The organism is Pseudonocardia benzenivorans CB1190 (assembly GCF_000196675.2).
GTDB classification, from domain to species: domain Bacteria; phylum Actinomycetota; class Actinomycetes; order Mycobacteriales; family Pseudonocardiaceae; genus Pseudonocardia; species Pseudonocardia benzenivorans.
On sequence record NC_015312.1, the window covers coordinates 5,937,226 to 5,950,075 of the forward strand.

The window sequence follows — 12,850 nt, forward strand, 5'->3', positions numbered from 1 at the left end:
CGCGCGGACCGGCCAAACCGCGCGCGCACCGTCCTGGCCGCGCGGGGACCTCCACGGCCGCGCGGACGGGGTTGGTCGAGTGCTCCGTGTCACGTCATCCGCGCGTCGCACCCGGGACACCCTGGTCGCCGAGCCTTCACAGCCATGACGGTCCTGCCCCGCCCCGACGCCGCCGCGCACCGGATGCCCGTGCCCGCACCGGTCGAGCCCGGTCTGCTGTCCCGCGCGCTGGAGGTCGCCGGACGGCTCGCCAACGACGCCGCCGAGGTGATCGCCGCGACGGCCGGCCGGTCGGTGGCGGGCGGCCTGCCACCCGGCGCGACGAGCAAGGCCGACCCGTTCGACTGGGTCACCGACACCGACCGCACCCTCGAGCGCCACACCCGGCGCGTGCTGGCCGCCGAGTTCCCGGGCGTGCCCGTCGTCGGCGAGGAGTACGGGCGCGACGCAGGTGCCGCGGACGCCGCCCTGCGCTGGGTCGTCGATCCCGTCGACGGCACGGCCAACTTCGTCGCCGGGTTCCCCTGGTGCGCCTACAGCCTGGCGCTGGTCGACCACGACGGCCCGGTCGTCGGTGTCGTCGCCGATCCGGGCCGGTCCCGGCTCTACGCCGCCGCGCGCGGCCGCGGGGTGCGCGCCAACGGCGTCGCCGTCCGCGTCTGCGACCGCGACGACGCCGCGGGCGGCCTGGTGTGCGCCGAGCCCCCGACCGACACCCTGCTGCGCGCCGCCCGCGCGGGGCACGCGGGGGTCCGGGTGCTCGGCTCGTCGGCCCTGGCGATCACGCAGGTCGCCGGCGGACAGGCCGTGGCCGCCGTGCTCCAGGGCTACCAGGAGTGGGACGTCGCGGGGGCGCTCGCCCTGGCGCTGGCGGCAGGCGCGGTCGTCGTCGACGTCGACGGCAGGCCGGACCCCATGCCCGCCGACGGGATGGTCGTCGCGGCGCCCGGCGTCGTCGGCCAGGTACTGGGCTGGTGGCGGGGCTGACCTAGTGTCGGTCCATCGCCACCTCCTCCGCATCCTCGTCGTCGGGAACCTCGTCCTCCGCGTCCGGAGCCTCGCCGCCCAGGACCTCACCGTCCGGGGCCTTTCTCGCCGTCCGGGCGACGCCGTTCCTGTTCGTCCTGATCTGGTCGTCGGGGTTCGTCGTCGCCCGACTGGCCGCGCCGCACGCCGAGCCGCTCACGTTCCTGCTGGTCCGATACGCGGGCGTCGTCGTGCTGATGCTGGCGCTGGCGGCGGTGGCCCGGGCCCCGTGGCCGTCGTGGCGGCAGGCCGGGCACATCGCCGTCGCGGGCATCGGCATCCAGGCCGGCTACCTCGGCGGGGTCTGGGTCGCGGTCGCCGAGGGCATGCCGGCGTCGGTCACGGCGCTGGTGGTGAACCTGCAGCCGGTCCTCACCGCGCTGGTCGGCTGGGTCGCGGGCGAGCGGATGGGCCCGCGCCGGGCGACGGGGCTGGTCCTGGGGTTCGTCGGGGTGGCGCTCGTCGTGTCCGAGAAGCTCACGACGTCGGGCGTCACGACGCTCACGCTCCTGCTCTCCGGTGGCGCGCTGCTCGCGATCACCGCGGGCACCCTGTACCAGAAGCGCTTCTGCCCCGAGTTCGACCTGCGCACCGGGCAGGTCGTGCAGTTCGTCGCCGCGCTCGTCGTGACCGCGCCGTTCGCGCTGGCGTTCGAGCCGATGCGGATCGACTGGACCCCCGAGGTGATCGGGGCGCTGCTGTGGTCGGTGCTCGTGCTCACCGGCGGCGGCATCTCGCTACTGTTCGTGATGCTGCGCCGCGGCGCCGCGACCCAGGTGACGACGTACTTCTACCTCGTGCCCGCGATCACCGCCGTGCTGGCGTTCGTCATGTTCGGCGAGCGCCCCGGCTGGGTCGCCGTCGCCGGGATGGCCGTGACCGTCGTCGGGGTGGCGCTGGCCGCGCGTTCTCAGACGCGCGCGACCTCGACCGGACGGCTCTCCGCCGCCTGACGCGCCTGCCGGCGACGGCGCAGCCACCACGCCCACGAGCCGAGGACCGCCCACGTCCCGGCGACCGCCCCCAGCAGGATCGGCAGCCGGTCGAGCGCGGTGCGGCCCGCGACCCGGACCAGCGACGGGTGGTCGGTCGCGTACTCGACGACGATCGTCGTGCCCGACTGCAGGCCACGCGGGTACATGACGCCGCGCTCCGGGACGACGGCCTGCCCGTCCGCAAGGGTGAACCGGACCAGGGTGCGGCTGAAGCTCGACCCGTCGAGCACGGTGGCGGTGGTGAAGGCGCGGTGCGCCGCGATGGCCCGGTCGTCGAGCATCGCACCGACGAACGCCAGCGCCGCCAGCACGGTGACCAGCACCGCGAGCCCCACGACCAGCTCCGGTTTGCGCCCGCGCAACCAGGAGACAGCGGCGCGGCCCGAGGTCCCGATCGCCTCGATCAGCTCGCTGCCGCTGCCCGACACCCGACCGAGTGTAGGCACCGCAACCGTTGTGTCGTGGCCCGCACCTTCCGGGGCGGGCGCGCACGGTCGCCCCGAGCGGCCTACCCTCGGTGGACGTGACCGTCGCTCCATCACCGTCTCCGCTTCGCGTGCGGACCCGCACGGTGGACGACCCGGGCCGCCTGCTCGACCTGCTGCCCGACGACCGTCCCCTGTCCTGGGTCCGCGAGGGCGAGGGGCTCGTCGGCTGGGGCGAGGTCGCGCGGTTCACCGGGACGGGTTCCGGCCGGTTCGCCGAGGCCGACGCGTGGTGGCGCTCGTTCACCGCCCGGCTCGACGTGCGCGACGAGGTCGGCGTGCCCGGCACCGGGGCGGTCGCCTTCGCGAGCTTCACCTTCGCCGATCGGTCCCCCGGATCGGTGCTGGTCGTGCCGCGGGTCGTCGTCGGGCGCCGTGACGGACGCACCTGGATCACCGAGTTCGCGGGCGACGGCGTGCGTACCGCGATGCGCCAGGCCGTGCCGGTGCGGGTGGGCGGCGCCCTGCGCTACGACGACGGCGACATGACCGTCGCCGACTACCGCGGCGCCGTCGCCGAGGCGGTCCGCCGGATGCGCGCCGGCCAGCCGCAGAAGGCCGTGCTGGCCCACGACCTGCTGGCCGTCGCCGACCAGCCGCTCGACGCGCGGTTCCTGCTCGCCGGGCTCGCCCACCACTACCCGACGTGTTGGGCCTACTCCGTGGACGGTCTCGTCGGCGCCACGCCCGAGCTGCTGCTGCGCCGCGAGGGTGAGGTCGTCTCCTCGAGGGTGCTGGCCGGGACGATCTGGCCGGGCGACGACCCCGCCGGCGCCGGCACCGACATCGGCGCCGCCCTTCTCGCGTCGGCCAAGGACCAGCGCGAGCACGCGTTCGCGGTCGACTCCCTCGCCGCGACGCTGCGTCCGCACTGCCGCACGCTCGACGTCCCGTCCGAGCCGTCGATCCTGGCGTTGCACAACGTCTCGCATCTCTCCTCCGACGTGCGCGGCGTGTTGCGCGACGGCGCGTCCCTGCTGACCCTCGTCGCCGACGTGCACCCCACCGCCGCGGTCGGCGGCACCCCGCGGACCGAGGCGCTGCAGGTCATCGCCGAGCTGGAGCGGATGGACCGCGGCCGCTACGCCGGTCCCGTCGGGTGGATCGACGCCGCGGGTGACGGGGAGCTCGGCATCGCGCTGCGGTGCGCGCAGCTCGACGGCAACACCGCCCGGCTGTTCGCCGGTTGCGGCATCGTCGCCGACTCCGACCCCGACTCCGAGGTCCGCGAGGCCGCGGCGAAGCTCGTCGCCGTCCGCGAGGCCCTGGAGGGCACGCTCGTCGGAGGCTGAGCCCGGCACCCGCCGCGCCGCGGCAACCTCAGTGCCGTCGACCGGCCTGGGCGCGACGGCGAGGTTGCGCCCCGACAGCCGAGCGCAACCCCACGGCTCTCCCGAGGCCGGCACACGACGCTCAGGTTGCGCTCGACGCAGCGAGGCCGGGGCACCCTTCTGCTGGCCCGGGCCGTTTCCGCGGCCGGCCGCCGTCTCCCTTGTCCGGTCGTCGGCAGTGCGACAGCGTGCCGTCGGACGAGCGCCCCGAAGCCGCGAACACTCGCATCCTCCTGCTGCCCCGCTGGTGCCGGGTGCCTAGCTCTGCTCGGGCTTCGCCGTCGTCGCCGCGTCGGTGGCCAGGACGCGATCGAGATCGCCCCGTGAGGTGATTCCGAGCTTGGTGAACACCTTGCGCAGGTGGTACTGGACGGTGTGTGCGCTGAGGAACAGCCGGGTGCCGATCTCAGGGTTCGACAGTCCGTCGCGGGCCAGCCGGGCGATCTGGGCCTCTTGCGCCGTCAGCTCCCCGGGGCTGTCGGTAAGGGTGCGCTTGCGCGCGGTCGCACCGGTGGCCCGTAGTTCGCGGCCGGCCCGCTCGGCGAATGCCGCGAGGCCCATCGCCTCCAGCATGGTGTGAGCAGTGCGCAGCTGCTCGCGGGCGTCGCCGCGACGACGCTCACGACGCAGCCACTCCCCGTACAGCAGGTGGGCGCGGGCAAGATCGGTGCGGACCCGGGTGCGGCCGAGGCGGGCGATCGCCTCCCGATAGTGGCGCTCGGCCTCGTCGCCTTCGCTCAGCAACGCCCGGGACCGTGCGTGCAGTCCGAGCGCCCACTGGGTGCCGCTGGCGCCGGTCATCTCGGAGAGCCGGCGACAGGCGCCGGTCGCCGTGTCGACGGCTCCGGCGCGCACGGCAGCCTCGACGATCTCGACCGCAGGCCAGGCCATCGAACCGAGGTCGGGCTCGTACGCCGTTGCCCGCCGGGCAGCGGCGAGCGCCGCATCGTACCGACCGAGCCCGTTGTGCAGAACGGTGTTCGACCACTCGGCCAGGGTGATGCCGAGGCCCTCCCCGCGGCGGTTCACGTCCTGCATCGTGGCGTCGAGCAGGGCGGCTGCCCGGGCCTCGTCGCCGTGGAACGCCGCCAGGCCGAGCGCGCCGTAGGGCGCAAGGTTGCTCCCGGTCACGTCCTTCACCGTGTGGGCCTCGTCGACCAGGGAGGACGCCGCGGCCAGGTCGCCCACGAAGAGGAGCAGGTACGTGCGCAGGGTCAGGGCGAGAGGAAGCTCGCTGAGCGTGCCCGTCGTGCGGGCGAGCCGGACGTGGCGGGCGGAGAGTGCGTCCCAGTGCTCGTCGTCCCACGTCCGCATCGCGGTGACCGAGGCCCAGGACAGCCAGTGCAGCTCCTCCTCGGTTGACATGTCCGCGCCGAACGTGGCGAGGGCGGTGCGGAGCAGCGGCAGCTCCGCCGCGTATCCCTGGTTGTAGTCGGCCGCGAGGCCGTCGAGCAGCAGATCGGGGGCCCGCGCTGCTCGCTGCGGCGGGGGCGCCGACGCGGCGGCCCGCGCCACGGTCGTGACGTCACCCCCGGGGCCGGCCAGGCGGCCGGCGAAGATCGCGGCGGCGAGCGCGTCGAGGTGGGCGGCGCGGGAGAGGTCTGCGTCGATGAGTGCGAGCCGCTCGGCCGCCTTGACCAGCAGTGGTGCGGCGTCGCTGCCCCGGTTGCCGACGTAGGCGACCTGGGCGCGCAGCATGTCGGCGCGCGCGTGATCGAGGTCGCTGAGCGGTCCGGCTTCGGCGATGGCCAGCAGGTCGACGGCCGCGTCGAACGCGCCCGCCTGAATCTTCGCGTGTGCGGCGGCCAGCGCCCGTTCGGCCCGGCGCGCCGGGTCGAGGGTCAGGGTCGCCGCGTACTTCAGGAACGCCGCGGCCGCGCCGAGGCCGCCACGCGCCTGCGCCCGGCCGGCCGAACGCTCCAGCTCGGCGGCGACGTCCTCGTCGGGCCCGGGGGCGGCATGGGCGCGGTGCCAGGCCCGTCGGTCGGGATCGAGCTGCGCGTCGGTGGCCTCGGCCAGGGCCCGGTGCGCCTCGTGTCTGTCGTGGGCCGGCGCCGACCAGTAGGCCGCCGCGCGGGCCAGCGGGTGCCGGAATCGCACCCGGGTGCCGAAGTCGGCGAGGTCTGCGTCGGCTGCGGCCGCCGCCGCGTCGGCGCCGATCCCGAGGCGTCCCGATGCCCGCCATACCAGCGCCGGGTCGCCGGTCGGGTCGGCCGCCGCGAGCAAGAGCAGCCGGCGTGTCTCGTGCGGGAGCGCACCGACCCGACGCCGGAAGCTCTCCTCGATGCTTCCGGCGAGCGGTGACGTGACCGGGAGTCCGAACCCGCCCGCCAGCTCCGCCACGGTGAACCCTCGGGGCAGTTCCAGTAGAGCCAACAGGTTGCCGCGGGTCTCGGCCACGATCTGGTCGCGGACCCTGTCGTCGATCGGCCCGGTCAGCACCGAGTCCAGCAGGGCGCGGGCTTCGGCCCGCGGCAGGCCCCGGACCATGAGCTCGGGCAGTCCTTCGAGGTGCGTGCCCCGAACCCGGGCCGCGAAGACCAGGCCGACCGCTTCCGCCCCCAGCCGGCGGGCGACGAACCCGAGGACCTGCGCTGAGGCCTGATCGAGCCACTGCTGGTCGTCGACGAGGCAGACCAGCGGCTGCTCCTCCGCCACGTCCGACAGCATGCTCAGCACGGCCAGACCGACCAGGAACCGGTCGGGCGTCGACCCGACGGTCATGCCGAGCGCAGCGCGCAGGGCATCACCTTGCGGCGCCGGCAACACCTCCAACCGCTCCAGCATCGGCGCGCACAGCTGATGCAACCCGGCGAACGCCAGCTCCATCTCCGACTCGACGCCGGCGGCGCGCGCCACCCGGCAGCCCGCCGCGTTCCCGGCCAGGTACTCGAGCAGCGCCGTCTTGCCCACGCCCGCGTCACCGTGCAGCACCAGCGCCCGGCTTCCGCCGGCCCGGACCATCCGGACCAGCCGGTCGAGCGTCTGACACTCGATTCGGCGGCCGGCCAGGTCCGGGGCACGCCGCGATGTGGCCGCGCGGTCGGGCAGCTGCACCGCGTCACAGTATCCGCCGGCACGCGGCTACCCAGCGCCCCTAGCCGCCGGGGGATTCGAGCAGTGTCGGACCTGGTGGACGCTCGATTCCGCGCGCGCCGCGGCCTGCCGTGACGCGTTTAACCACTTATCGATGCTTGACCAGTTATACGCGTCCCTGCCTGACTCTAACCATCAAACGCACCCAATCCGGTTGGCGCCGCCGACCTGGCCCCGGAGACGAGCCGAGTTGCAGATCACGACGATGTGGCGTTACCCCGTGAAGTCCATGCTCGGAGAGCAGGTCGACGAGGTGCACGTCGCCCCGGAGGGGCTCGCCCGCGACCGGGCGCTCGCCGTGGTGGACAGTGCGACCGGCATGGTCGCCACGGCCAAGCACCCTCGCCTCTGGCGGGACCTGTTGACGTACTCGGCGCGATCCGACGGCGACCATGTACGGATCACCTCACCTTCCGGGTGGACGCTGGACGCGCCGGCCCGAGACGTCGACGCGCGGCTCTCGAAGGCACTTGGGCGCGTGGTTCGGATCTGCTCGGAACGTCCCGACGGCGCCTCCGTCGAGCGCCCGGCACCCGAGGACGTACTCGCTGAGGGAGTCGATGCCAGGGTGCCTGCAGCGACCGTGCGGATCGGGCAGGGCTCGCCCGGCACGACGTTCGTCGACTACGCGCCTGTGCACCTGATCACCACCGCGACGGTCGAGGAGGTAGGGACCGAGCACCTCCGCTACCGGCCGAACCTGGTGCTGCGAACCCCGTCCGGTACGCCCGCCTACGTGGAGAACGACTGGGTCGGTCGCGAGCTGTACGTCGGCGACGGGCAGGCGGGCCCGGTCCTGCGGGTCACCTTGCCGACACCGCGTTGCGCAGTGCCGACTCTGGAACACGGCGCTCTCCCGCGTGCCGTGCACGCCGTCCGGACCCTGATCGCGTCCAACCGGGTCGACGTTCCCGGGTTCGGCGCCGTGCCGTGCGCCGGGTGCTACGTCGAGGTCGTGCGACCCGGCGTGTCGCGGGTCGGGGACGAGGTGACGCTGCGATGACCATGCCGCGGCCTCCCCGTCCCGGCACCGGACCTCGACCCGTGCGGGCAGCCCTCGGCCGAACCGCGAACGTTCCGGCGAAGACCCGTTCGACGGCACCGACGCATGACGACCTCGTCACGCCGGCCGTCGGGCCGCTTCCATCCGTCCAGGTCGCGAGGCGCATCGGGTCGCCGGCGCCGGGTCACGTCGTCGCCCGGCTCCGAGGCCTCGTGACGCGACTACGCGCGACGACTCCCACGGAGTCATCGCGCGCCGAGAGGTGGCAATGATCCCCGACGATCTGCAGTACACCGACCAACACGAGTGGATCCGGATGGTGGCTCCCGACATCGCGCGGGTCGGAATCACCGACTACGCGCAGAACCAACTGGGCGACATCGTCTTCGTCGAGCTCCCCGAGATCGGGAGCCCTGTGTCAGCCGGCAGAGAGTTCGGCGAGGTCGAGTCGACCAAGTCGACCTCGGACCTCGTCGCCCCGCTGAGCGGTGAGGTGGTCAGGGTGAACACCGAGCTCGGGGAACGCCCCGAGCTGGTGAACTCCGACCCCTACGGAGCCGGTTGGCTGCTCGAGCTACGGGTCGCCGACCCCTCCGAGAGGTCGACGGCCGGCCTACTCGACGCCGCCGGCTACGCGACGGCGATCGCCTGAACCGCTACCAGGCGCGGCCGACCACCCGCGGTTCAGTCGATCCGGCGAGCGCGCTCGTAATGGCGACGGGCTTTCATTCGGTTGCCGCAGACCTTCATCGAGCACCACCGTGCCGTGTTCGGCTTGCTGCGGTCGAGCAGGAACAGGCGGCACTCTTCGTTGGCACAGGGCCGGAGCCGGCCAGGCATCGTCTCCTGGACCCGGCCCCAAGCCACGAGCGCACGAGCTGCCAGGCGTCGGTCGTCGTCCACGGCGAGGCGCCAGCCGAGGCCACCCGAGTGGATCGTGGGAAGCAGGTGCACGCCGGTGAGGAACGGGCGCAACGCCTCGGGCCGTTCGTCGCCACGGACGACGGCCTGCAGCGTGTCGCGAAGCAGCCGCAAGTGCGCGACCTCGGCCGCCGATCCGGGGCCGCCCTGCTCCTGCACCCAGGGCGCCGGCCCCCCGTCGACGACCAAGAGGTCCTGGGGCACGCCATTCAGGACGGGGGTGCTGTTCAGCAGGTCCAGAAGCAGAACCTCGTCCTCACGTGTCGCCAGATCGGGCATGGACTCAATACTAACCGTCATAGAACCGATTCCGAGTTAGTCCGGCACGCTCCGCCAACTCGGCACCACACCCCACGAAAGGACGCAGTCATGGGCCTGTCCTGGCAACAGGGTCCACTCGGCGCGGCACCGGTCGGACGCTTCCTGGTGCCCGACCCGCTCCCGGAGCGCCTGCTGTTCGCAGAGCCGTCACGGCGCCGGATGCGGGTGCGGTTCGGCGGCGAGTGGATCGCCGACAGCGACGACGTCGTCCTCCTCCACGAGCCCGGCCGCTACCCCGTCGCCTACTTCCCGCTCGCCGCGGTGGTGCCCGGGGCGCTGCAGCCGCTCAACACGGTGACCGACCACCGCGATCTCGGCAAGACCGCGTGGTTCGCCGTCCACGCCGGGGGGCACGCCACCCGGCGCGCCGCCTGGCAGCACACCTCGCTCCCGCCGTACGCCAGCGAGCTGGAGGGACGGGTCGCGTTCGCCTGGCGTGCGATGGACGCCTTCTACGAGGAGGACGAGCGCATCGTCGGCCACGCCGCGGACGCCTACCACCGCAACGACATCCGCAGCACCTCGCGCCATCTTGTCGTCCGCGTCGGGGACCGGGTCGTCGCCGACACCACGAACCCCCTGGCCCTCTACGAGTTCGGCTTCGCGCCGCGCTGGTACGTGCCCCGAGCCGACGTCGACGGCGCGGCCCTCACCCTGGTCGAGGGCCAGACGTTCTGCCCCTACAAGGGTCTCGCGAGCTATTACGACGTCGCCGGCGTCGCCCGGGGGGCCTGGTCCTACGTGGACGCCTGGCCCGAGGTCGCCCGGGTGCGTGACCATGTCTCGTTCGAGCCGGACAAGGTCGCGGTCACCCTCGACGGCGCGCCACTCCGGCTCGAACCCGGACAACAGGTCACCCCCCCACGGCGTGGACCGCGGACTGACCACCGACGAGATCGTCACCGACCCGGTCGCCTGAGAGAGTGTTGTGAAACCTGGTGATCACTCGGCGTGGCGGCCGTAGTAGTCGCCCGGACCTGTTGATCATCCGGTCGGGTGTGTGTCTGTACCTGCAAACCGGCGTATGACTCCTCGGTGACCGACGCCCAGTGGGTGTTGATCGAGCCGTTGCTGCCCCGCCCGGCGGCGGTGTTGGGCGGGCGCCCGTACGTGCACTCCCGCCGGTTGATCATCGACACGATCTCTTATGTGCTGGTCAGCGGGTGCGCTTGGCGGCTGGTCCCGCACGATCTGGCCCCGTGGAGCATCGCCTACCAGTGGTTTCGGGCCTGGACCCGCGACGGCACCTGGGACCGGGTCCACGAGGTGCTGCGTGAGCGGGTCCGCATCGCCGACGGGCGTGACCCGCAGCCCTCGGCGGCGGTGCTGGACTCCCAGTCGGCGAGGTCCAGCGAGGGCGGTGAACAGATCGGCTACGACGCCGGTAAACGCGTCCGGGGCCGCAAGCGCCACCTGCTGGTCGACACCCTGGGCCTGGTGCTGCACGTGGTGGTGCACTCGGCGTCGGTGCAGGACCGGGCCGGGGCCCGGTTGATGCTCACCGGTGCCCGGGCCCGGTTCCCGCTGCTCGGGTTGGTGTGGGTCGACGGCGGCTATGTCAACTCGGTGGACGCGGGCCTGGTCGGTTGGGCCCGGCGCAGTGAGGGGCTGGAGGTGGTTGCGGTGCCGCGTAACGCCGACGTGAAAGGGTTCCAGGTGCTGCCCCGCCGGTGGGTGGTCGAGAGAACCTTCGGCTGGTTGACGAGGTGTAGACGGTTGGCCCGGGACTACGAACGCAAGACCGCCCACGCCGAGGCGATGATCAAGTTCGCGATGATCCGGCTGATGGCCGCCCGCCTCGCCGGTGAGGAACTCCCCGCTCCCCGCAGCGACATCGAGAAGGAAGCCGCCCGCCGACTAGCAGAAGACCTCAAAGACTGACCACCGAGGTTCTACAACACTCTCTGAGGGCACCGCGAGCGAGAGGACATCCGTGCCCAACCTGGTCTCGGTCAACGCAGGCATGCCCCGGGACATCGCGTGGAACGGCGTCACCATCCACACCGGTGCCTGGAAGGACCCGGTCGACGGGCCCCGCCTCGTGCGGCGGCTCGGCCTGGACGGCGACGGCCAGGGCGACACCTACGGGCACGGGGGCCCCAACCGCGCCGTCCTGGTCTACCAGGTGGAGTCGTACGAGTACTGGCGCCGGCATTTCGGTCGCGACGACCTCCGCCCCGGCTGCTTCGCCGAGAACCTCACCGTCGAAGGGCTCGGGGACTCCGAGGTGTGCATCGGCGACCGCTACCGAATCGGGGAGGCCGAGTTCGAGGTCAGCCAACCACGGGTCACCTGCTTCCGGGCCGGCCTCCGGATCGGCGAACCCGAGCTGGCGGCCCTGCTCGTGGCCCACCACCGTCCGGGCTTCTACATGCGCGTGATCACGGAAGGCGAGATCCGGGCCGGGGACGAGGTCGTCCGGGTCGCGACGGGGCACGAGCAGGTCACCGTCGCCGCTGTCGACGCGCTGCTGTACCTGCCCGACCCGGACGTCGACACGCTCCGCCGCGCCCTCCGGATACCCGCGCTCAGCCCCGGCTGGCAGGGCTCCCTTCGCCAGCTGCTCGACGAGGCCGACCACCCCGACGCGGCTCACGGCCCGGCACCCGACGCGGGCTGGACCGGGTTCCGGGACCTGCAGGTGACCGACGTCGTCCGGGAGACGTCCCACGTCTCGTCGTTCGTCCTGGCTTCGCCCGAGGGCGCCCGACTTCCCGAGGCAGGCCCGGGGCAGTACGTCACGCTCCGCCTGCCGGGCGAGTGCGGCGACCTGGTGCGCAGCTACTCGCTCTCGGCCGCACGGCCGGACGGCACATACCGGATCAGCGTGAAGCGCGAGCCCGGCGGTCTCGGCAGTGGCTACCTCCACGACACCGTCCACCCGGGAACGACCCTGGAGGTCGCCGCCCCGCGCGGGGAATTCGTCCTCGACGACGGCACCGCACCCGTCGTGCTGGCCTCGGCCGGGATCGGCATCACCCCGGTGCTGGCAATGCTGCACCGGCTGGCCGCCGAGCACAGCCCACGGTGTGTGTGGTGGCTGCATGCGGCACGACAGCCGGAGGAGCAGGCATTCGCAGCGGAGACCGAGGCCCTGCTCAGCGAGCTTCCCCACGTCCGCACCCGCACGTACTACAGCGCCGCCGACGGAACGTGCCCCGCCGTGGACGCCACGCCAGGGCGGCTCACCGCGACCCACCTCGCCGACCTGGACCTGCCACGGGACGCCGTCGCCTACGTCTGCGGGCCCACGGGGTTCATGACCGACGTGACGGCGGGGCTGGTCGCCACCGGCCTCGACCCGCGCAAGATCCACACCGAGACCTTCGGCGCACTCACCGCGATCAACCCCGGTGTCGTGCGACGACCTGACCTCGTCCCCCGGGTGCCGCCGGGGCCGCCGGGCACGGGGCCCACCGTCTCCTTCGCGCGGAGTGGCATCAGCGCACCGTTCGACGAGTCCAGAGCCAACATCCTCGAGTTCGCCGAAGCCTGCCACATCCCCACGCGATGGCAGTGCCGCACCGGGGTCTGCCAGACCTGTCAGACCCCGGTCCTCACCGGCGAGGTCGACTACGCGCCCAGCCCGCTCACCGACCCGCCCCCCGGCACGGTGCTCGTCTGTTGCGCGCGTCCGCGCAGCGAGATCGTGCTCGACATGTGACCACCCGA

The 12,850-nt window shown here is 73.1% G+C and carries 12 protein-coding genes; 8 read left to right on the forward strand and 4 right to left on the reverse strand.

Features of this window, described 5'->3' with window-relative positions; all coding sequences use genetic code 11:
• Positions 1–144 precede the first annotated feature (144 nt).
• Positions 145–987 carry an inositol monophosphatase family protein gene (locus PSED_RS28010; protein ID WP_013677603.1) on the forward strand — a complete coding sequence of 281 codons (843 nt, stop codon included), beginning with the start codon at positions 145–147 and terminating at the stop codon, positions 985–987.
• Position 988: 1 nt separating this feature from the next.
• Here the strand turns inward: PSED_RS28010 and PSED_RS28015 are convergent, their stop codons facing one another.
• Positions 989–1,186: a hypothetical protein gene (locus PSED_RS28015; RefSeq protein ID WP_041760064.1), complete on the reverse strand. Its 198-nt coding sequence runs from the start codon at positions 1,184–1,186 to the stop codon at positions 989–991.
• Between PSED_RS28015 and PSED_RS28020 the strand changes: the two genes are divergently transcribed.
• The gene (locus PSED_RS28020; RefSeq protein ID WP_233899488.1) at positions 1,158–1,979 is read left to right on the forward strand and encodes a DMT family transporter; all 822 of its coding nucleotides are present in this window, start codon (positions 1,158–1,160) and stop codon (positions 1,977–1,979) included. The two genes, PSED_RS28015 and PSED_RS28020, sit on opposite strands and share 29 nt — an antisense overlap.
• On the opposite strand, the gene PSED_RS28025 is transcribed toward PSED_RS28020, so the two are convergent.
• On the reverse strand, positions 1,937–2,449 hold the full coding sequence (locus PSED_RS28025; protein ID WP_013677604.1) for a DUF3592 domain-containing protein: 513 nt from the start codon (positions 2,447–2,449) through the stop codon (positions 1,937–1,939). The two genes, PSED_RS28020 and PSED_RS28025, sit on opposite strands and share 43 nt — an antisense overlap.
• A 143-nt stretch (positions 2,450–2,592) precedes the next feature.
• Between PSED_RS28025 and PSED_RS28030 the strand changes: the two genes are divergently transcribed.
• Positions 2,593–3,798, forward strand: coding sequence for an isochorismate synthase (locus PSED_RS28030; protein WP_013677605.1), 1,206 nt, complete (start codon positions 2,593–2,595; stop codon positions 3,796–3,798).
• 297 nt (positions 3,799–4,095) lie between these two features.
• On the opposite strand, the gene PSED_RS28035 is transcribed toward PSED_RS28030, so the two are convergent.
• Positions 4,096–6,894, reverse strand: coding sequence for an AAA family ATPase (locus PSED_RS28035; RefSeq protein WP_013677606.1), 2,799 nt, complete (start codon positions 6,892–6,894; stop codon positions 4,096–4,098).
• 244 nt (positions 6,895–7,138) lie between these two features.
• Here PSED_RS28035 and PSED_RS28040 point away from each other — a divergent pair, with 244 nt between their 5' ends.
• Positions 7,139–7,936: an MOSC domain-containing protein gene (locus PSED_RS28040; protein ID WP_049803775.1), complete on the forward strand. Its 798-nt coding sequence runs from the start codon at positions 7,139–7,141 to the stop codon at positions 7,934–7,936.
• Positions 7,937–8,204: 268 nt separating this feature from the next.
• A complete protein-coding gene (gene gcvH, locus PSED_RS28045; protein WP_013677608.1) occupies positions 8,205–8,588 on the forward strand; it encodes a glycine cleavage system protein GcvH in 384 nt (127 codons plus the stop codon).
• Between the two features lie 32 nt (positions 8,589–8,620).
• Here the strand turns inward: gcvH and PSED_RS28050 are convergent, their stop codons facing one another.
• A complete protein-coding gene (locus tag PSED_RS28050; protein WP_049803776.1) occupies positions 8,621–9,136 on the reverse strand; it encodes a CGNR zinc finger domain-containing protein in 516 nt (171 codons plus the stop codon).
• 90 nt (positions 9,137–9,226) lie between these two features.
• On the opposite strand from PSED_RS28050, the gene PSED_RS28055 reads away from it, so the two are divergent.
• The 3 genes from PSED_RS28055 to PSED_RS28065 are packed head-to-tail and all read left to right on the forward strand — an operon-like array spanning position 9,227 to position 12,842.
• Entirely contained in the window at positions 9,227–10,120 is an 894-nt protein-coding gene (locus tag PSED_RS28055) for a DUF427 domain-containing protein (RefSeq protein WP_013677610.1), read from the forward strand.
• A gap of 54 nt (positions 10,121–10,174) precedes the next feature.
• The gene (locus PSED_RS28060; protein ID WP_013677611.1) at positions 10,175–11,059 is read left to right on the forward strand and encodes an IS5 family transposase; all 885 of its coding nucleotides are present in this window, start codon (positions 10,175–10,177) and stop codon (positions 11,057–11,059) included.
• A gap of 52 nt (positions 11,060–11,111) precedes the next feature.
• The gene (locus tag PSED_RS28065) at positions 11,112–12,842 is read left to right on the forward strand and encodes an MOSC and FAD-binding oxidoreductase domain-containing protein (protein ID WP_013677612.1); all 1,731 of its coding nucleotides are present in this window, start codon (positions 11,112–11,114) and stop codon (positions 12,840–12,842) included.
• Positions 12,843–12,850 lie beyond the last annotated feature (8 nt).